Here is a 17,923-nt window from a genome sequence, read left to right on the forward strand (position 1 = left end):
CGGAGCGCGCGCCGAGGTGGTCAGCGTCAGTGGCCGCTGCCGCCGGGCAGCGACACGGCGGTGAGCAGGATCACGCTCGGCTCGAGCGCCTCGACGCGGTGCCGGGCATCCGGAATGCGGACCAGCAGCCCGGGTCTCGCCTCGACCACCCGTCCGGGCCCGAGCTCGCGACGGTCGACGACGGCGGGCGCGATGGTGACGACGCGGACGGACCCGCGAAGCACCTGCAGCACGGCCTCGCCGGGGTTGTCGTGCTCGGGCAGCTCGGCCCCGGCGGCGAAGCCGATCGCCATGAGCCGCAGCGTTCCCAGCCCGAGGTCGATCGAGCGGGTCGCCCGGCCGTCGGACGAGGCCTCCGACTGCTCGATCAGATGGTCGGCGAGCAGGTCGAGGTCGTGCGCGACGGGGTCCATGGGCGAACGGTACGCCTCACGATCGACATCGGGGCGATTCGGGCGCACTCGCCCGGTCATCACCCCGCTCAGGTTGTGGAGCCTTGGGGGCACATAGCGCGAGCAGCACTTCCCGCGCCGGAGACGACGCCGGCACGCGCGCCTGCTCTCCGTGCGCATCCCCGCCGCCCGTCTCGCCAGCCCCACTACCCTGAACCCCATGCTCGCCCCCTTCGTCAACGTCGCCGAACTCCGCAGCCTGTGCGACACCGCCCGTCACCTCGTCGTCGTCGACTCCCGCTGGTACCTCGACGGGCGCAGCGCGCGCGAGGCCTACGCGCACGGGCACCTTCCGGGAGCCGTGTTCGTCGACCTCGATGCGGCGCTCGCCGCTCCGCCGACCCTCACGCAGGGCCGCCACCCGCTGCCCGACCCCGCCGACTTCGCCGCGGCGATGCGCGGGCTCGGCATCGGCGACGACAGCACGGTGGTCGTATACGACGACGCCGGGGGTGTGATCGCGGCGCGACTGGTGTGGATGCTCCGAACCCTGGGGCTCGATGCTGCCGTGCTCGACGGCGGCATCGCGGCGTGGGAGGGCCCGCTCGAGCACAGCGACGCGAGCGCCGTCGACGCCGTGCGCGCTGCCGGCGCCGCCGGCGACGACGGCGGCACGGGCGGCGACGGCGCGGTCGGCAGCGAGACCGCGGCTGCGGCATCCTTCACCCAACGCCCGTGGCCGGATGCCGCTCTCGCCTCGATCGACGACACCGAGCAGGCCGCCGTCGACGGCAGCGCCCTCGTGCTCGACGCCCGCACCGCCGACCGCTTCGCGGGCGACGCCGAGCCCGTCGACGCCCGCGCGGGCCACATCCCCGGAGCGGCGAACCTCTCCGTGCGCGACCACGTCGACGGCGAGGGCCGGCTGCTGCCTGTGGACGAGCTGCGCGCGCGCCTCACCGCCGCCGGCGCCGGCGAGCGACCCGTCATCAGCTACTGCGGCTCGGGCGTCACCGCCTGCCACACGCTGCTCGTGCTCGAGCACGCGGGGCTGCCGGCGGGGCGGCTGTTCCCGGGCAGCTGGTCGCAGTACGCGGCCGACGCGAGCCGGCCGATCGCGACGGGCGCGTAGGCCGGAGCGCCGACCCGCAGCGAGCACCCCCCCCGCCCCCGCCCGCCCCGCCCGCCGCCCGCGGCGAGCATCCCCCGCCCGCCCGCCGCGAGCCCCGACCGCCGCGAGCCCCGACCCGCCCCAGCGAGCGTCGACCGGCCCCGCGTAGGCTCGTTCCCATGCATGGTGAGTACAAGGTCCCCGGCGGAAAGCTCGTCGTCGTCGACCTCGAGGTGTCCGACGGCCAGATCCACGACTTCCGTCTCGCGGGCGACTTCTTCGTCGAGCCCGACGAGACCGTGCACGCGATCGAGCGGGCCGTCAACGGGGCGAGCGCCGACTCCGACGGGGCCGCCCTGCGCACGCGCATCCAGAACGCCATCCCCGAGGGCGCCGTGCTCTTGGGCTTCAGCGCCGAGGCGGTGGCGACGACGATCCGTCGGGCGCTCGCGCAGGCGACGAGCTTCACCGATTACCAGTGGCAGCTCGTCGTGGGCCCGCCGCTGACGCCGCAGCAGCAGATGGCGGCCGACCAGGTGCTCACCGAGGAGGTGGGGGAGGGCCGCCGCGGCCCGACTCTGCGCATCTGGGAGTGGGAGCGCCCCGCCGTCGTCATCGGTTCCTTCCAGTCGGTGAAGAACGAGGTCGACATGGAGAACGCGGCGAAATACGGCTTCGAGGTGGTGCGCCGCATCTCGGGCGGCGGCGCCATGTTCATGGAGGCCGGCAGCGTCATCACCTACTCCCTGTACGCGCCGGCCGAGCTGGTGCAGGGCATGAGCTTCGCCGAGTCGTACGCGTTCCTCGACGAGTGGGTCATCCAGGGGCTGAAGTCGCTCGGCATCGAGGCCAGCTACCAGCCGCTCAACGACATCACGTCGACGAAGGGCAAGATCGGCGGCGCCGCGCAGAAGCGCCTCGGAGCCGGAGCCGTCCTCCACCACGTCACCATGAGCTACGACATGGACGGCGACCGCATGGTCGAGGTGCTGCGCATCGGCCGCGAGAAGCTCAGCGACAAGGGCGTGAAGAGCGCCAATAAGCGCGTCGACCCCCTGAAATCGCAGACCGGGATGCCCCGCGAGCAGATCCTCGACAAGCTCGTGTCGACCTTCCGAGGTCTGAACGGTCTCGCGGAGGGGAGCATCACGCCGGCCGAGATGGCGCGCATCGACGAGCTCGTCGAGCAGAAGTTCGGCACCGAGGAGTGGCTCTACCGGGTGCCGTAGCGCGGGTCGCTCCGCCCGCCCGCCCGCCGGTTCACGCCGACCTGCCCGCCCGCTCGCCCGCGGGCTTCCGCCGAGTCCTCTGCCCGCCGGCTTCGGCCGACCTGACTACCCGCCGGCTCCGGCCGGCCCGCCCGCCCGTAGGTTCACGCCGGCCTGCCCGCTCGCAGGCCCCGCTGTCTCTGTGACCCTCTGTCGCTTGCTCGCTCCGCCGGCCCCGCTCGCCACCCCCGTCGGCGCGCTGCGTCCACGCTCTGGCGCGCGGTCTCTGGCGCGCGGTCTCTTGCGCGCGGCCTCTGGGGCGGTCGACGGCATCGGATAAGGGCCCGCTCGCTCCTTCCACTGTGCAGGATCTTCTCGTGCATTGCTCACGAAGTTCCTGCAGAGTGGAAGGCGCAGAGAAGAGAAACCGTGACCCCGCGAAAACAGTGCCCCGCGACCCGCGAAGTAGTCGACCCGCCGAGGCGGCGACCTGCGGCACGGCGACCTGCTGAGGCGTCGACCTGCGGCACGGCGACCTGCTGAGGCGTTGACCTGCGGAGGCGTCGACTCGCGAAGGCGTCGACCTGCGGCGCGGCGACTCGCGAAGGCGGCCACCTGCGGAGGCCGCGACCTGCCGAGGCGGTGACCCGCGAAAGCTGCGGCCCCGAAGCGTCGCGGCCCGGGTAGGCCGCGAGCGAGGGGCGAGCCGCGCCGGGCATCCCGTCGCCACTCGCCCCTCGCTCGCTCGCTCGCTCGGCCGCCCGCCTGCTCGGCCGCCCGCTCGCCGGCCCGCCGGCCCGCTCGCCGGCCCGCCCGCGTGCCCGCCGGCTTACCCGCGCGCCCGCAGCCCGGCACCTCGCTCAGGCGCTCGTGACCGGCCCCGATCGCCGCGTCGTCGCCCACACCACGGCCGTGATGACGATCGCGACCCCGGCGGGGATGAGGAGCATGGGCGTTCCGGCGGTATCGGGGCGGTCGTTGATCGCCGTGGCGATGTCGGCGTGAAGCACGAGCGCTCCGAGCAGGCTCACGCTGTTGAGCACCGCATGCAGCAGCACGGCGAGCTCGAGACCGCCGGTGCGCCAGGTGATGAGGGCGAGGCTCGCGCCCAGGGTCGTGTACCAGGCGAGGAAGTACGGGTCGAGGGTTCCGTGCGAGAGAGCGAACAGCACGCTCGTCACGACGACGCCGACGACGAGGCCGACGCGCGGGGTGCGCGCCCAACTGCTGATCACGCGCAGCATCAGGCCGCGGTAGGCGTACTCCTCGCCGGATGCCTGCAGGGGAACCAGCAGCACCGTGATGAGCAGGTAGGCGACCAGGTCGACGGTGGTCCACTCGATGCGCTCCACCGGCCCCGAGAGCGCGAGCACCGCGGTGAGCGCCCACACCGGTGCCAGCACGAGGAGGCCCCGGCCGAGCATCCCGAACCGGAAACGGTGCGCCACGGAATGCAGCGACGGCAGCGGCACGCCGTACAGAACGCGCTCGATGGCCATGGTCCACGGGATCAGCAGGGCGAGCGAGAGCATCGCGGCCCCGTAGTTCACCGGCGTGTAGCCCTCGCGGCCCAGCAGTTCGGCGTCGATCAGGTCGGCGAGGTCGCGCAGGCCCAGCGCGAAGCCGATGAGCCCGGCCGCGACGAGGACGATCGCGAGGACGCCCCGCACGACGCGACGCTTGTCGCCGGCGAGGCCGCGGTAGAACTCGACGCCGGGCGGCGGGGCGGGCCGGGAAGAGCGCGGGGCGTCTCCGCGCAAGAACCAGCTCGTGGCGGTGTCACGGGTGCCGCGCGCGGCAGCGGTCGTGGTGGTGGTCATGTCGTCTCCTGTCGGTGTCGGTGTCGGTGTCGGTGTCGGTGTCGGTGTTGTGGTGGGTGTCGGTGAAGCAGAGGAGGAGGGGGAGGAGGCGGGGGCGCTCGGGCCGCGGCGCTCGCTCACGTCGCGAACTCGTCGAGCCAGGTGGAGCGCAGCCGCAGCGTGCGCTCGAGCCCGCCGAGCACGGCGCCCGCACCGACGGCGATGCCGACCTCGAGAGGCACGCGGAACGGCCGCTCGATCACGCCGATCGCCTCGACGACGGCCGGGATGCTCGCGAGCTGCATCACCAGCTCGTAGCCGCCCACCGCGACGCCGATGAGCACCGCGGCGAGGGCGAGGGCTCCGATGAGGCGGCTCGCCGCCGGGTGCTCGCGGTCGAAGCGGGCGCGACGCCCCTCGGCCGAGGCCGGCAGCGGCGTGAGAACGATCGCGCCCGTGCCAGCGCCCGAAACCCGGTCCTCGGGCACGAAGTGGCAGCGGCGCAGGCCGATCGAGTTGACGGCGACCTCGATCGCGCCGCCCTCCACGGGGAACGCCGTCGGCAGCTTCGACACCGCCGCGAGGGCGCCGTCGCGATAGAGGCGCGCGCGCACGGCGCCGTCGGTGCGGTCGCCGGCGTGCCGCACGTCGACCGCGTACCGGGCGGGGCGCCCCGGCGTGGGCGGCAACTCGAACACCGAGCGGCTGAGCAGCTGCCACCAGCGGAACCGCGGCATCGGGCTCCCGTCGCCGGTCTTCGCCCGGCGGGCGTTCATCCGCTGCAACCAGGTGGCCATCGCGCCGATCCTCTCGTCAAAGTAGTACAGTGTGCTAACTGATGACGGTGAGACTAGCACACTGTGCTAACACGCTGTACTACTTTCGAGAATCGACGACGGCAGGAGCACGATGACCGACGAGACCCCGAGCGCGACGACGCCGGATCAGCACCCGACGACGCAGACCCCGAGCACGCGCGACCGCATCCTCATCGCGGCGGCGACGATGATCGGCGAGAACCCGGCGGCCCGGCTCAGCGTGCGCGCGGTCGCGGCGCGCGCCGAGGTGAGCGTCGGCTCGCTGCGCCACTTCTTCCCCGATCAGCGGGCGCTGCTCGACGAGGTGCTCGAGCGCATGTTCCGGCTGGTGATGCCCGACGGCGACATCGACGACGCCTCGCTGCCCGCGGCGGAGCGCCTGGTGACGGGCCTGCGGCAGATCCTCGACCGGGCGGGGATCGGCGAGGGCGCGCGCGAGCTCTGGCGCTCCACCCTGCGCACCTACCTCGATGAGGCGCCGGCGGCGAGCACAATCGAGAGCTACCTCGCGCTCGAGAGTGCCGGCCGGCGCCGCATCGAGAGCTGGCTCGCGGCGCTCGCCGAGGAGGGCGCGCTCCTCGACGGCGACCGCGAGGCGCAGGCGCGCTTCCTCTCGAGCGTCGTCAACGGCCTCGCCGTCGAACGGGCGCTGCCGATGGATGCCGCTGCCGCGGCCGCGGAGGCCACGACCCTGCGCTACGCGGTGTCGGCGGTCGTGCGCGCGCACTAGCCGCGCCGAGCATCCCGCCGCCGTCGCCGTCGCCGTCGTCGCCGTCGCTACCGCTGGCGCCCGCCGCAACCGCGCCCCCACCCGTGAGTGCGCCCGCCGAGTCTTGCCCCTCTCCGCGCGAGCGGATCAGACTGGCCGCGACCCGATAGGAGCGCCACCATGACCGATCAGCCCGCCGACCACAGCGACCTCACCGCCGTCTACATCAACTGCACGCTGAAGCGCAGCCCGGAGCTGAGCCACACGCAGGGCCTCATGGATCGCAGCATCGCCCTCATGCGCGCGCAGGGCGTGGCGGTCGAGTCGCTGCGGCTCGTCGACCACGAGGTCGCGCTCGGCGTCTACCCCGACATGCGCGAGCACGGCTGGCAGCACGACGAGTGGGCCGACCGCGTGTGGCCGCTCATCGAGCGGGCCGACATCCTGGTGGTCGGCGGTCCACTCTGGCTCGGCGACAACTCCTCGGTGACGCGGATGCTCATCGAGCGCCTCTACGCGATGAGCGGCCTCTTCAACGCCAAGGGTCAGTACGTCTTCTACGGCAAGGTCGCCGGAGCGCTCATCACCGGCAACGAGGACGGTGTGAAGCACGCGGCGATGTCGACGCTGTACAGCCTGCAGCACATCGGCTACAGCATCCCGCCGGCGGCCGACGCCGGGTGGATCGGCGAGGTCGGCCCCGGCCCCAGCTACCTCGACGAGGGCTCGGGCGGGCCCGAGAACGACTTCACCAACCGCAACACCACCTTCATGACCTGGAACCTGCTGCACCTCGCCCGCCTGCTCAAGGACGCCGGCGGCTACCCCGCCTACGGCAACCTGCGGCGCGAGTGGAACGACGGCGAGCGCTTCGGCTTCAACCCCGAGTATCGGTAGGGCTCGCGATCGCCGGGGTGGCCCCGGTGGCCTCGGCGGCCTCGGCGGCCTCGGCGGTCGAGGGCTTCGCGGCGAAGTCCTGGCGCGAGCGGTCGATGTGCCGCAGGTGGGTGCGGGTCCACGAGCACAGCAGATCGACGGTCGCGCGAAGCTCGCGCCCCGGCCCGGTGAGCGCATACTCGACCTTCGGCGGCACGGTGGGGTGAACGGTTCGGGTGACGAGACCGTTGCGCTCGAGCATCCGCAGGTTCTGAGTGAGCATCTTGTGGCTGATGCCGTCGAGGGCGTCGCGCACCTCGCTGAACCGCAGCGTGCGCTCGCCCAGGGTCTCGATGATCAGCAGGGCCCACTTGTTCGCGACCTCGGAGAAGATCTCGCGCGCGATGGAGTCCGCGCGCATGATGTCCTCATCGGGGCTGATGGAGTCGCTCGTGGTCACCATGGGGTTACTCCGTTTCGAGAAAGTGCGTTCTTCCCGGTCAGCTTACGGTCTCTTAGGGTTTCTCTGTCACTAATCGTTACCCGCTTCGACAAGGAGATTCTCATGACCACCGACTTCAGCCACCCGGCGGGACTGCTCGATCAGAAGGACTACTGGCCCGTCGCCGTGGGCACGGGATCACGGGTCGTGACGCTGGCCGGGCAGGTCGGCGTCTCGGCGGCGGGCGCCGTGGAGGCGGCCGATCTCGCCGGGCAGATCCACTCGGCGCTGCGCAACGTCGCCACCGGCGTGCGCGGTGCGGGCGGCGACGTGCACGACATCGCGCGGCTCACGTTCTACGTCGTGGGCTGGACCCCCGACCTGGCCGAGGTGCTCTTCGAGGGCGTCGCTCGTGCGCAGGCCGGCGAGGGGTACCCGTCGCCGATGCCGCCGCTCACCCTCATCGGGGTGCAGGCGCTCTGGAGCCCCGAGCTGCTCGTCGAGATCGAAGCCATCGCCGTGCTCGACTAGACGGGCGGGGCGCGGCCTGCGCCGCCGGCGCGGCCGGGGGCGTCGCCGCGGCGCGGCAGGGGTGTGGCGGAGGTCGGCTCGGTGATCGCTGGGCGGGGCGCGGTGATCGTCGGACGTCGCCGCGGCGCGGCAGGGATGTGCGCGCTCCTTCCACTCTGCAGGACTTATGCGTGCATCCCTCACGAAGTTCCTGCACAGTGGAAGGCGCGCACGCCGCACACTGCGGCCCGCTGGGGTCGCGACCGTGGTCGTCCCGGCCTGTCCATCCCCGTGCCGGCCGCGCCCGCGCGACCCGTGCCACCGGGTCACCCGCGCCCGCGCCCGCCCGGCCCGCGCCCGCCCGGCCCGCGCCGGCCGAGCCCGTGCCCGCCGACCCCGCGACCACCGACCCCAGGCGAACAGCGCGCCCAGCACGCCCTCACCTTGCCCCGCGCCCACCCCCCCCCCAGACTTGCCGTACCTCACGACGGGAGCCCCACCGATGACCGCAACGACCGAGCGCGTCGAGTTCACCGGATCCCAGGGCGACCGCCTCGCCGCCCGCCTTGAGCTGCCGATCGGCACGCCCCGCGCCTATGCGCTTTTCGCGCACTGCTTCACCTGCGGCAAGGACGCCGTGGCCGCGAGCCGCATCGCCCGCGCGCTCACGACCGAGGGCATCGCCGTGCTGCGGTTCGACTTCACCGGGCTCGGGCAGTCGGGCGGCGACTTCGCCAACTCGACGTTCTCGAGCAACATCGACGACCTGCTGAGCGCCGCCGACTTCCTGCGCGACGAGTACCGGGCGCCGAGCATCCTGATCGGGCATTCGCTCGGCGGAGCCGCCGTGCTCGCCGCCGCCAGCCGCATCGCGGAGGTGAGCGCGGTCGTCACCATCGGGGCGCCCGCCGACCCGCAGCACGTCGTGCACCTGCTCGGCGACGACGTAACGGCGATCGAGCGCGACGGCGAGGCCGAGGTCGACCTCGGCGGGCGGCCGTTCCGCATCCGCCGGCAGTTCCTGCACGACCTCGAGATGCAGCCCCAGCTCGACCGCATCGCCGCGCTCGACGCCGCCCTGCTCGTCATGCACTCGCCGAGCGATGCGACGGTCGGCATCGACAACGCGCGCGTGATCTTCGAGGCGGCGCGGCATCCGAAGTCGTTCGTCGCCCTCGACGCGGCCGACCACCTGCTCACCGACCGCGCCGACGCCGAGTACGCGGCCGGCATCATCGGCGCTTGGGTGGGCCGGTACGCGGGCCTGCCCGTCCCCGATGAGGCGACACGGGATGCTGCGCCCGCGCTCCCCGACGGGCACGTCCGCGTGGCCGAGGTCGCCCCCGACAGTTTCGCGCAGATGGTCACGGCGGGGCGCCACGTGCTCGCCGCCGACGAGCCGCACCCGATCGGCACCGACTCCGGACCGAACCCCTACGAGCTGCTGCTCGCCGGCCTCGGCTCCTGCACCTCCATGACGATCCGCATGTACGCGAACCGCAAGGGGTGGCCGCTCGAGCACGTGAGCGTCGACCTCGGCCACTCGCGCACGCACGCGAACGACTGCGAGCGCTGCGACGAGTCGACGCAGGCGCTGGAGCACATCGACCGCACCATCACCCTGGTCGGTGAGCTCACCGACGAGCAGCGCGCGGCCATTCTCGCGATCGCGGACAAGTGCCCGGTGCACCGGACCCTGCACGCCGGGGTCGTGGTGTCGACGCGGCTCGGGTAGCAGCGGCGAGCGCTACCTAGTCGGCGGCGGTCGGCCGCGTGATCCGCAGGATGATCCGGTCGGCGAGAGGCTCGCCCTTGGCGAGCTTGCGGCGCTCTAGCCGACGCTCGATGGCGAGCACGAAGCGGTACTCGAACCCGTACTTGGCCTTCAGTGCGGCGACGGCGCTCGGGTGCTGCCCGTCAGGGCCGGCGATCTCGCAGTGCGCCTCGACGACGAAGGCGTCGCCGGCGACCCTGCCCATGCGGCTGCTCGTGCTCAGTTGCACGCGGCCGCTGTTGCGCAGCCGCTTCACCTTGCCGCTGTCGGCCGGCGTCGTGACGATGAGCGCGTCGCCTTCGCGGGCCACCCATACGGTCGTCGGCACGCGGGCCCCGGTCTTGCGGAACGTGGCGAGCGAGATGAACCGGGCCTCGCCGAGGGCGGCCCACTGCTCGTCGGTCGGGGCCATGGCGGGGGTGGTGGGGGCGGGCTCGGTCACGGTGCTCCTCGTGCGTCAGGGAGAGGCAACCATAGCCCCCGGTGCCGCCCGCCAGCCCGCGTCGAGCCCGCGCGCTCAGGCCTCGATCGTGCCCGCGACGACGGTCGTCGTCGCCCCGCCGACCCAGACCGCGCCGGTCTCATCGACCTCGAGCGCGACGACGCCCGACCGGCCGAGCCCGGTGCCCTGCGTCGCCGTCCACCGCCCACCGGCCGGCGCCAGCCCGTCGCGCACGAGCCACTGCGCGACGGAGGCATGCAGGCTGCCGGTGACCGGATCCTCGGCGACGCCGATGCGCGGGGTGAAGGCGCGCAGCTCGTAGGCGTGGCCGGCGCGGGCCTGCTCCGAGCCCGGCGGGTGGGTGCCGAGCACCCCGAGCATCGCGTCGGGCAGGCCCGAGAAGCTCGGCGCGAGGTCGAGCACCTGCTGCGCGTCGGCCAGGCGCAGTGCCGACCATCCCGGACCGTTGTCGACCCATTGGTGCCCGATCACCTGCTCGCGGTCGATGCCGAGCACAGAGACCAGCGAAGCCAGCTCGGGCTCGTCGATCGGGCCGCTGCGCCGGGTCGGCGGGGCGGCGAACGCCAGGCGCGGCCCGTCGCGGCGCACCTCGATGAGCCCGGCCGGGCACTCCTGCACCACGACCCCCTCGTCGCGCGGGCGCCCACCGTTCTCGAGCCACGCGTGCGCGGTTCCGAGCGTCGGATGCCCCGCGAACGGCAGCTCCCCGCCCGGCGTGAAGATGCGCACCCGGTAGTCGGCGTCGCCCATCGTCGGCGGCAGCACGAAGGTGGTCTCGCTGAGGTTCGTCCACGAGGCGATGCGCTGCATGCCGGCCTCATCGAGCCCCTCGCCGTCGAGCACGACAGCCACCGGGTTGCCCCCGAACGCAGTCGCCCCGAAGACGTCGACCTGGCGGAAGGGGCGGGTGCGGCTCATGCCCGCCATGTTAGATCGGCTGCACCGACCGCGGCTCGAGGCCGAGCGACCGGGTGTGCTCGGCGATCTCACGCAGCGGCGCGACCCACACGCCGGGCGTCGCGACGATGCGCGCCATGAGTCTGCCGAGCGAGGCGGCGCGGGCGGGCCGGCCCGAGAGGAACGGGTGGTTGGTGAGCACCCAGCATCCGCCGACCTCGTGCAGGCCGTCGAACTCGGCCTCCCACAGGGCGCGCGCCTGCTCAGGAGTCGCGATGTACCCGGCGCCGCTGATGTCGGGCAGGTAGCAGTACTGCTCCCAGTCGTCGAGCGCCCACTGGATGGGGATCTCGACCAGCGAGGACGCGGCCTGCGCGCCCGACGTAGCCGACGACGACGGCGTCCCGGCCACGGCGAGCTCGTACGGCCGGTCCGCGTCCATGAGGCTGGAGTCGTAGAGGAACCCGCGCTCGAGCAGCAGCTCGGGCAGCTCCCACGAGAGATCCCACATCGGGGCGCGGTATCCGACCGGGCGCACCCCGGCGATCTCGGCGAGCACGTCGAGCCCGCGGTCGAGCGCCGCGATCTGCTCATCGCGGCTCTGCGCCGATGGCTGCTCGTGCAGGTAGCCGTGGTGGCCGATCTCGTGCCCGGCGGCGACGATCTCGCGCACGACCTGCGGGTAGCGCTCGGCGGTGAAACCGGGAACGAAGAAGGTGGCGGTGATGCCGTGATCGGCCAGCAGCGACAGGATGCGCGGCACCCCCACGAGCGGACCGTACGCCTGATGGCTCATCACGCTCATGCGTCGCGCGTTCTCGGGCGCCCCCCACAGCACGGCCGACTCGGCGTCGACGTCGAAGGTGAAGGCGGCGGCCGACTGATGGCCCGCGGGCCAGAACCCCGTCATCGGGCGGCCTGCTGCGCCGACATGATCGAGATCAGCTCGTAGGCGAGGTTCGCGGCCGCGACGGCGGTGATGTCGGCGTGGTCGTAGGGCGGGCTGACCTCGACGATGTCGGCCGAGACGATGGGGGTGTCGCGCAAGCCCCGCAGCACCTCCAGCAGTTCTCGACTCGTCATGCCGCCGGCCTCGGGCGTGCCGGTGCCCGGGGCGAACCCCGGATCGAGCACGTCGATGTCGATCGAGACGTAGAGCGGGGCATCCCCGATGCGATCGAGGATGCGGTCGACGATGCCGGGCGCCCCGATGCGGTCGAAGTCGCGGCAGTGCACGATCGTGAAGCCGAGGTCGGTGTCGTCGATCAGATCCTGCTTGCTGTACAGCGAGCCGCGGATCCCGACGTGCGCCGAGCGGTCCTTGCGCAGCAGCCCCTCCTCCGCCGCGCGGCGGAACGGCGTGCCATGCGTGTACGGCGCCGAGAAGTAGGTGTCCCAGGTGTCGAGGTGCGCGTCGAAGTGCACCAGGCCGACGGGCCCGTGCTCGGCGACGACCGCGCGCAGGGCCGGCAGGGCGATCGTGTGGTCGCCGCCGAGGGTCATGACGGGGCGGCCGTCGCTCATGAGGCGCGAGAACCCCGCCTGCATCTGCTCGAGCGCCGCCTCGATGTCGAAGGGGTTCGCGTCGATGTCGCCCGCGTCGACCACCTGCGCGTCGGCGAAGGGCATCGACTCGAGCGCCGGGTTGTAGGGCCGCAGCAGGCGCGAGGCCTCGCGGATCGACGAGGGCCCGAAGCGCGCGCCCGAGCGGAAGGTGACGCCGGCGTCGAACGGAACCCCGACGACGGCGACGTCCCACCCGCTCACGTCATCGATGCGCGGCAGTCGGGCGAAGGTGCTGAAGCCGGCGTACCGGGGTGAGACCTGGCCGTCGACCGGGCCGACGGGGGCGCCTTCGGGGCGGGGTGCGGGGTTCGTGGTCATCGGCGGCTCTCTTCTTCGCTACGGGGTCGGGGCGGCTGGATGCTCGGCGCGGGTCAGGCTCGGGCGCGCGTCGAGCCGCCGTTGGCCTGCAGCACCTGGCCGACCATCGCACCCTGGCGGAAGTCGCTGAGGAACACCACGGCCCTGGCCATCTCGTCGATCTCGCCGACCCGGCCGAGCGGGATCCCGCGGGCGTAGGAGTCGATGACCTCGGCCAGCTCGACGCCCGCGGCTTTCGCGTCTACCGCGAGCTGCGGGGTGTTCGTGACCCCGGGGGCGAGCGCGTTGACGACGATCCCCTCCGGGGCGAGCTCGCGGCCGAGGGTCTTCACGAGCGAGATGAGCCCGGCCTTGGAGGCGCAGTAGGCCGTGGCCTCCGGCCATCCCGTGATGCCCCACTCGCTCGAGACGACGACGATGCGCCCGCGGCCGTGCCCGCGCATGCCCGGCAGCACGGCTTGGATGAGCGCGAAGGTGCCGCCGAGGTTCGTGTCGACGACGCGCCACCAATCGTCGAGGTCGGCCTCGAGCAGCGGTGCCATCGTCATGTAGGCGTGGTTCGCGACGAGCACGTCGGGGGCGCCGGCCCACTCGGTGACAGTGGCGACAATCCTGTCGACGTCGGCGCGCTGCGAGACGTCGCCGGGCACCGCGAGGCCGCCGAGCTCGTCGGCGAGGGCGGTGAGCTCGGCGCTGGCCGCGCGGTCGTTGACCGCGACGCGGGCGCCGGCGGCGGCGAGGTGGCGGGCGTGCGCCGCGCCCATGCCCTGGGCGGCGCCGGTGACGAGGGCGACGGCCCCGTCGAGGATGCGCGTCGTCATCAGATCACCGCTCCGGAGTTGGGGTGCAGGGTCTCGCCGACGCAGAACGTGCCGGCGTCGAGCAGGTAGGCGGCGCAGAGCGCGACCTCCTCCGGGCGGGTGAGGCGGCCGGTGGGCAGGGTCTGCAGGTACTCGGGGGCCCGCCACGGCGAGTCGGCGGCGAGCAGCGGGGTGTCGGTGGGCCCGGGAGCGACGGCGTTCACCCGCACCCCGCGGGGCGCGACCTCGACGGCGAGGCTGCGCATCATCCCCTGCAGCGCGCCCTTGGCCGCCGAGTAGTGGGCGTCGCCCGGGCCTCCGCCGCCGACGGCGAGCTCGCTCGTGATGGCCACGATCGCGCCGGACTCGCGGGCGAGCATCCCGGGCAGCGTCGCACGCGTCAGATGCAGGAAGCCGCCGAGGTGCACCCGGAGCATGCGGCGCCACTGCGCGTCGGTGACCGCGTCGACCGGGGTGGCCTCGTAGTAGCCGGCGGCCGACACCGCTCCGGTGATGGGGCCGAGCTGCGATTCGACGGCCGCGACCGCCGCCGCGACGGCGTCGGCATCGGTGACGTCGGCGATCAGCCCGAGGTCGCAGTCCGGCGAGTCGCGCAGGTCGATGCCGGCGACGCGCCAGCCGGTCGATCGCAGTTCGAGGGCGATCGATCGGCCGATGCCGCTGGCGGTGCCGGTGACGACCGCGATGCGATCGGCCGGTGCCACCGTGGCCGTGCCCTCCCTGGTCACGGCGTGCGCGCCTCGGCGTCCTCGTACTCGACCCCGGTGACGGTGGGGATGCGCGAGCGCACGCCCGCCCAGACGGCGACGCCGACGACGCCGATGACGACGGTGCCGATGATGATCGACCAGTCGAGGTAGGCCTGGTCGTAGACCGGGCGCGGCCAGGCGATGTTGATCAGCTGCAGGCTCGCCCAGATGACGGCGACCCAGGCGACGAGCGCGGTCGCTCCGCCGAGGCTGAAGGGCCCGGCGCGCCAGGTCTTGCGGGTCACGACGATGACGAACCCGATGAGCGGGAAGAGGAACGAGAGGTAGAAGCCGCCGGCCGTGAAGTTGACCATGAGCGTGTACAGATCGCTCGCGATGTTGCTGAGCAGGAACAGCAGCGTGCCGATGACGGTCGTGACGAGCAGGGCCACGGTCGGCTGGCGGCGCTTCGTGCTGAGGCGCGCGAGCACTGTGGCGCCGGGCAGGGCGCCGTCGCGGGCCTTCGCCCAGAGCATGCGCGAGGCGGAGGTCTGCAGGGCGAGGAAGCTGGCGAGGAACCCGATCACGAACAGGATCTCGATCGGCACGGCGATGCCGGCGCCGAGCTGCGTCGTCAGTGTCTCGTAGACCGGGTCGCCGACCTCGCCGTTGCGCACGGCCTCGAGGTCGGGGATGGCGAGGATGATCGCGAGGCTGGAGAACATCACGACGATCGCGATGAACGAGATCGAGAAGAGGATGGCCTTCGGCAGGTTCTTGCGGGGCTCGGAGACCTCTTCGGCGATCGAGCCGGCGCTCTCGAATCCGACGAAGGAGAAGCCGATGAAGGCGAGCGCGACGAGGAACGGGCCGGAGATCGCGAGGTAGTCGCTCGACCCGCCGCCCACGCCGTCGCCGCCGGAGAACAGCACCGAGAGGTCGTTGGCGCGGTGGAAGACGAGCAGCCAGATGCCCAGCCCGATCGAGCCGATGACCTCGGCGACGATGCTCGCGAGCATGAAGACCTTCAGCACGGTCTGGCCGGCGAGGTTGACGATCGTGCCGAAGATGAGCACGCCGAAGGCGATCCAGGCGCGGTCCACCGCGGTCGGCGCTTCCAGCCCGACGATGTTGGCGAGGAACCCGGCGGCGCCGAGTGCCACGGTCGCCATCGCGATGACGAGCGTCCAGAAGTAGGCCCACCCGGCGAACCAGCCGGCAGTGGGGCCGGTGAGGCGCGAGGTCCACTGGTAGATGGAGCCTTCGAGCGGCCAGCGCGAGACGAGCATCGCGAAGACGAGGGCGACGAGCAGCTGCCCGGCGAAGACGAGCAGGAAGCCCCACCAGAAGCTCGGCCCGGCCGTCGTGAGGGCGAGGCCGAAGATGCCGTACAGCGCCACGATCGGCGAGATGAAGGCGAAGGCGAACGCGAATGACGAGAGGAGCGTGAACTCCCGACGCAGAGTGGTGCTGCTCGCTGTCGGCGAAGCAGTGGTCGCGTGAGTCATGCGGGCCTCCTTTGGCTGCCCCCATGATCGTGCTAGCCGTGACGGCGTACAACGAGCGCGCGCGAATATTGGACGCGCGACCCTGTTCAGCCTCTTGCGTTGGAGTAATCTCCAACCATGATCGAGCCGGCCTCCGCGCACTCCGTGACGCTCGCCGACCTCGCCGCGGAATCACGCTTCGGCGTCGCCGTGATCACGGCGACCCCGGAGGCGCTTGCGCGATCCATCGCCTGGGTGCACGTCACCGAGGTCGTCGATCCGCGACCGCACGTGCGGGCGGACGAGCTGGTGTGCACGGTCGGCGCGGCGCTCGTCGATCCGCGCGAGGCGGCGCGGTTCGTGCAGGCGGTGCAGGATGCCGGCTGCGCCGGGGTGTGCCTCGGGCTCGGCGAGGTGCACACCGAGGTTCCGGCGGCGCTGGAGCGGGCGTGCCGTCGGCGAGGGGTGGCGCTGCTGTCGATGGCGCACGGGGTGCCGTTCCGGGCGCTGAGCGACGCGCTGCTGGAGGCGAGGCTGCAGGTGCCCGTCGCCGCCGACCCGGTGGGCCGGGTGATGGAGCTGCTGCGGGCGGACGCCCCCGTCGCCGACATGCTCGCGCTCGCGGGCGACGAGCTCGCCGGGCGGCTGTCGATCGTGCAGCGCTCCGCGGCGGCGGTCACGGCCGGCGCGGTCGACCACGTGGAGGTCGACCTCGACGACGCCGAGCTGCTGCGGTGGGAGGGGGAGGGGGCTCCTCCGAACCCGGTGGTGCTCGAGCGCTTCGCGCGAGTCGTGCACATCGCGCGTCGCAGCGAGCTCGCGCAGGAGTCGAGCAGCCGACGCCGGGTCGGGCAGCTGATGACGCTCGTGGTGGAGGGCCTCGCGCATCCGGCCTCGCTGACGCCCGACCTCGACCGGGTCGGCCTCGACGCCGACCGCATCGCCGTGTCGGCGTGGCCCGAGGGCACGGGTGCACTGGTCTCTCGGCTGCACTCGGGCGCCGTCGTCGCCGAGACGGCGCGGGACGTGCTCGTGCTGACACACGATGGCGGGCAGGCCCGCGAGATCTCCGACCGGCTGCAGCTGGTGTTCGGCTACTCGAGCCCGCTGGCGCTCGCCGACCTCGCGCTGGGCATCGGCGAGGCGCGGGCCACGCTCATGCTCGCGCGGCGACGCGGGAGCATCGCCGGGCCCGAGACGCTCGCGACGCTCGCCGCCCTGCTCGAGCAGCAGCCCCGCTCGCGCCTCGCGCCCTTCGTCACTCAGTTGATACGTCCACTGCTCGCCCCCGAGGTGCGGGGTGGTGACGAGCTGGTAAGCACTCTGCGCGTGTTCATCGAGCACCAGGGCTCGGTGGCGGCGACGGCGGCGGCGCAGTTCGTGCACGCGAACACCGTGCGCCATCGCCTCGCCCGCATCCGCGCGATCGTCGGCCGCGACCCGCTCGAGCACGAGGATCGCACCGACCTCGGCATCGCCCTCTGGGCGCACGACCGCGCCGCCCGCCGGACGGAGTCGAGCGGGCAGTGAGCTCGGAGGGGCCGTCCGCAGCCTGGGACGACACGCGACGAATTCGCGAGGATTCATCGCGCGTTCATGTCTTTGCCGGTCGCCGTTGGGTACGCTTCAGCCATGGAATGGTGGGGGTGGGCGCTCGTCTCGCTGGGCGCGCTCGCCCTCGTGACCCTCGCGCACCGCCTCGGCTGGATCGACCTCAGCGACAAGTCGCGCCGCGGTGGCGGCGGCCCCGGAGTGCTCGGCATCGGCGACGAGGTCTTCCACCCCACCCGCCACGAGGCGCAGGTCGAGCTCGACCGCCAGACCTCGCTGCCGGCCCCCGCCTCCGTTCCGGGCGACGGCCCGTTGGGCATCGTGGATGCTCCCGCCGACGAGCACGGATACGCCGGGCGCCTCCGCATCCAGGTCGACTAGCCAATTCGCTCGGTGGCCGACTCGCTCGATGATGCCCGGAGACTTCTGATCGCGATGAGCGCATACGTGTTCATCGAGGCGGTGGTCTGGCCCTCGCCGAAGGCGACCGCC

19 protein-coding genes are annotated in these 17,923 nt (G+C 72.8%); 8 read left to right on the forward strand and 11 right to left on the reverse strand.

From position 1 onward, the window contains the following. Positions 1-26 precede the first annotated feature (26 nt). Positions 27-413, reverse strand: coding sequence for a cupin domain-containing protein (locus OVN18_RS05760; protein ID WP_267782591.1), 387 nt, complete (start codon positions 411-413; stop codon positions 27-29). Positions 414-612: 199 nt separating this feature from the next. On the opposite strand from OVN18_RS05760, the gene OVN18_RS05765 reads away from it, so the two are divergent. Next, positions 613-1,524 (forward strand): sulfurtransferase, encoded by a 912-nt coding sequence (locus OVN18_RS05765; protein WP_267782592.1) that lies wholly within the window; start codon positions 613-615, stop codon positions 1,522-1,524. Between the two features lie 158 nt (positions 1,525-1,682). Continuing rightward, positions 1,683-2,732, forward strand: a complete 1,050-nt coding sequence (locus OVN18_RS05770; RefSeq protein ID WP_267782594.1) for a lipoate--protein ligase family protein — start codon at positions 1,683-1,685, stop codon at positions 2,730-2,732. Positions 2,733-3,571: 839 nt separating this feature from the next. On the opposite strand, the gene OVN18_RS05775 is transcribed toward OVN18_RS05770, so the two are convergent. Together OVN18_RS05775 and OVN18_RS05780 are read right to left on the reverse strand one after the other, a co-directional pair. Further along, the gene (locus OVN18_RS05775; RefSeq protein ID WP_267782596.1) at positions 3,572-4,531 is read right to left on the reverse strand and encodes a CPBP family intramembrane glutamic endopeptidase; all 960 of its coding nucleotides are present in this window, start codon (positions 4,529-4,531) and stop codon (positions 3,572-3,574) included. A gap of 116 nt (positions 4,532-4,647) precedes the next feature. Next, positions 4,648-5,307, reverse strand: coding sequence for a hypothetical protein (locus OVN18_RS05780; protein WP_267782599.1), 660 nt, complete (start codon positions 5,305-5,307; stop codon positions 4,648-4,650). A 112-nt stretch (positions 5,308-5,419) separates the two neighbouring features. Here OVN18_RS05780 and OVN18_RS05785 point away from each other — a divergent pair, with 112 nt between their 5' ends. Both OVN18_RS05785 and OVN18_RS05790 read left to right on the forward strand, forming a co-directional pair. After that, positions 5,420-6,058, forward strand: coding sequence for a TetR/AcrR family transcriptional regulator (locus OVN18_RS05785; protein ID WP_267782601.1), 639 nt, complete (start codon positions 5,420-5,422; stop codon positions 6,056-6,058). Between the two features lie 159 nt (positions 6,059-6,217). After that, positions 6,218-6,934 carry a flavodoxin family protein gene (locus OVN18_RS05790; RefSeq protein ID WP_267782602.1) on the forward strand — a complete coding sequence of 239 codons (717 nt, stop codon included), beginning with the start codon at positions 6,218-6,220 and terminating at the stop codon, positions 6,932-6,934. Here the strand turns inward: OVN18_RS05790 and OVN18_RS05795 are convergent. Next, positions 6,915-7,376, reverse strand: a complete 462-nt coding sequence (locus OVN18_RS05795) for a winged helix-turn-helix transcriptional regulator (RefSeq protein WP_267782603.1) — start codon at positions 7,374-7,376, stop codon at positions 6,915-6,917. The two genes, OVN18_RS05790 and OVN18_RS05795, sit on opposite strands and share 20 nt — an antisense overlap. A gap of 102 nt (positions 7,377-7,478) precedes the next feature. On the opposite strand from OVN18_RS05795, the gene OVN18_RS05800 reads away from it, so the two are divergent. Both OVN18_RS05800 and OVN18_RS05805 read left to right on the forward strand, forming a co-directional pair. Beyond that, positions 7,479-7,886, forward strand: coding sequence for a RidA family protein (locus OVN18_RS05800; RefSeq protein ID WP_267782604.1), 408 nt, complete (start codon positions 7,479-7,481; stop codon positions 7,884-7,886). A 481-nt stretch (positions 7,887-8,367) separates the two neighbouring features. Next, on the forward strand, positions 8,368-9,600 hold the full coding sequence (locus OVN18_RS05805; RefSeq protein WP_267782606.1) for a bifunctional alpha/beta hydrolase/OsmC family protein: 1,233 nt from the start codon (positions 8,368-8,370) through the stop codon (positions 9,598-9,600). Positions 9,601-9,616: 16 nt separating this feature from the next. On the opposite strand, the gene OVN18_RS05810 is transcribed toward OVN18_RS05805, so the two are convergent. The 7 genes from OVN18_RS05810 to OVN18_RS05840 form a co-directional block, all read right to left on the reverse strand. After that, complete coding sequence (locus OVN18_RS05810; protein ID WP_267782610.1) at positions 9,617-10,081, reverse strand: PPOX class F420-dependent oxidoreductase; 465 nt, start codon at positions 10,079-10,081, stop codon at positions 9,617-9,619. Positions 10,082-10,156: 75 nt separating this feature from the next. Then, complete coding sequence (locus tag OVN18_RS05815; protein WP_267782612.1) at positions 10,157-11,020, reverse strand: PhzF family phenazine biosynthesis protein; 864 nt, start codon at positions 11,018-11,020, stop codon at positions 10,157-10,159. 10 nt (positions 11,021-11,030) lie between these two features. Continuing rightward, entirely contained in the window at positions 11,031-11,909 is an 879-nt protein-coding gene (locus OVN18_RS05820) for a polysaccharide deacetylase family protein (protein ID WP_267782613.1), read from the reverse strand. Then, complete coding sequence (speB, locus tag OVN18_RS05825) at positions 11,906-12,883, reverse strand: agmatinase (RefSeq protein ID WP_267782616.1); 978 nt, start codon at positions 12,881-12,883, stop codon at positions 11,906-11,908. Before speB ends, OVN18_RS05820 begins: the two co-directional genes overlap by 4 nt. A 53-nt stretch (positions 12,884-12,936) precedes the next feature. After that, complete coding sequence (locus OVN18_RS05830) at positions 12,937-13,704, reverse strand: SDR family NAD(P)-dependent oxidoreductase (protein ID WP_267782617.1); 768 nt, start codon at positions 13,702-13,704, stop codon at positions 12,937-12,939. Continuing rightward, positions 13,704-14,432 carry an SDR family NAD(P)-dependent oxidoreductase gene (locus tag OVN18_RS05835; protein WP_267782620.1) on the reverse strand — a complete coding sequence of 243 codons (729 nt, stop codon included), beginning with the start codon at positions 14,430-14,432 and terminating at the stop codon, positions 13,704-13,706. Before OVN18_RS05835 ends, OVN18_RS05830 begins: the two co-directional genes overlap by 1 nt. Then, a complete protein-coding gene (locus OVN18_RS05840) occupies positions 14,429-15,901 on the reverse strand; it encodes an APC family permease (RefSeq protein ID WP_267782623.1) in 1,473 nt (490 codons plus the stop codon). Before OVN18_RS05840 ends, OVN18_RS05835 begins: the two co-directional genes overlap by 4 nt. A 117-nt stretch (positions 15,902-16,018) precedes the next feature. Between OVN18_RS05840 and OVN18_RS05845 the strand changes: the two genes are divergently transcribed. Both OVN18_RS05845 and OVN18_RS05850 read left to right on the forward strand, forming a co-directional pair. Then, the gene (locus tag OVN18_RS05845; RefSeq protein ID WP_267782625.1) at positions 16,019-17,410 is read left to right on the forward strand and encodes a PucR family transcriptional regulator; all 1,392 of its coding nucleotides are present in this window, start codon (positions 16,019-16,021) and stop codon (positions 17,408-17,410) included. Positions 17,411-17,512: 102 nt separating this feature from the next. After that, the gene (locus tag OVN18_RS05850; protein ID WP_267782627.1) at positions 17,513-17,812 is read left to right on the forward strand and encodes a hypothetical protein; all 300 of its coding nucleotides are present in this window, start codon (positions 17,513-17,515) and stop codon (positions 17,810-17,812) included. The last annotated feature ends 111 nt before the right edge of the window (positions 17,813-17,923 follow it).

This window comes from Microcella daejeonensis, assembly GCF_026625045.1.
Lineage (GTDB): Bacteria > Actinomycetota > Actinomycetes > Actinomycetales > Microbacteriaceae > Microcella > Microcella daejeonensis.

Excerpts from the sequence above, each read along its gene's own strand:
- OVN18_RS05790 (WP_267782602.1), top strand. The coding sequence starts at position 6,218 with ATGACCGATCAGCCCGCCGACCACAGCGACCTCACCGCCGTCTACATC.
- OVN18_RS05785 (WP_267782601.1), top strand. The coding sequence starts at position 5,420 with ATGACCGACGAGACCCCGAGCGCGACGACGCCGGATCAGCACCCGACG.
- OVN18_RS05770 (WP_267782594.1), top strand. The coding sequence starts at position 1,683 with ATGCATGGTGAGTACAAGGTCCCCGGCGGAAAGCTCGTCGTCGTCGAC.
- OVN18_RS05780 (WP_267782599.1), bottom strand. The coding sequence starts at position 5,307 with ATGGCCACCTGGTTGCAGCGGATGAACGCCCGCCGGGCGAAGACCGGC.
- OVN18_RS05800 (WP_267782604.1), top strand. The coding sequence starts at position 7,479 with ATGACCACCGACTTCAGCCACCCGGCGGGACTGCTCGATCAGAAGGAC.
- OVN18_RS05760 (WP_267782591.1), bottom strand. The coding sequence starts at position 413 with ATGGACCCCGTCGCGCACGACCTCGACCTGCTCGCCGACCATCTGATC.
- speB (WP_267782616.1), bottom strand. The coding sequence starts at position 12,883 with ATGACCACGAACCCCGCACCCCGCCCCGAAGGCGCCCCCGTCGGCCCG.
- OVN18_RS05830 (WP_267782617.1), bottom strand. The coding sequence starts at position 13,704 with ATGACGACGCGCATCCTCGACGGGGCCGTCGCCCTCGTCACCGGCGCC.
- OVN18_RS05775 (WP_267782596.1), bottom strand. The coding sequence starts at position 4,531 with ATGACCACCACCACGACCGCTGCCGCGCGCGGCACCCGTGACACCGCC.
- OVN18_RS05845 (WP_267782625.1), top strand. The coding sequence starts at position 16,019 with ATGATCGAGCCGGCCTCCGCGCACTCCGTGACGCTCGCCGACCTCGCC.
- OVN18_RS05840 (WP_267782623.1), bottom strand. The coding sequence starts at position 15,901 with ATGACTCACGCGACCACTGCTTCGCCGACAGCGAGCAGCACCACTCTG.
- OVN18_RS05765 (WP_267782592.1), top strand. The coding sequence starts at position 613 with ATGCTCGCCCCCTTCGTCAACGTCGCCGAACTCCGCAGCCTGTGCGAC.
- OVN18_RS05795 (WP_267782603.1), bottom strand. The coding sequence starts at position 7,376 with ATGGTGACCACGAGCGACTCCATCAGCCCCGATGAGGACATCATGCGC.
- OVN18_RS05805 (WP_267782606.1), top strand. The coding sequence starts at position 8,368 with ATGACCGCAACGACCGAGCGCGTCGAGTTCACCGGATCCCAGGGCGAC.
- OVN18_RS05815 (WP_267782612.1), bottom strand. The coding sequence starts at position 11,020 with ATGAGCCGCACCCGCCCCTTCCGCCAGGTCGACGTCTTCGGGGCGACT.
- OVN18_RS05820 (WP_267782613.1), bottom strand. The coding sequence starts at position 11,909 with ATGACGGGGTTCTGGCCCGCGGGCCATCAGTCGGCCGCCGCCTTCACC.
- OVN18_RS05850 (WP_267782627.1), top strand. The coding sequence starts at position 17,513 with ATGGAATGGTGGGGGTGGGCGCTCGTCTCGCTGGGCGCGCTCGCCCTC.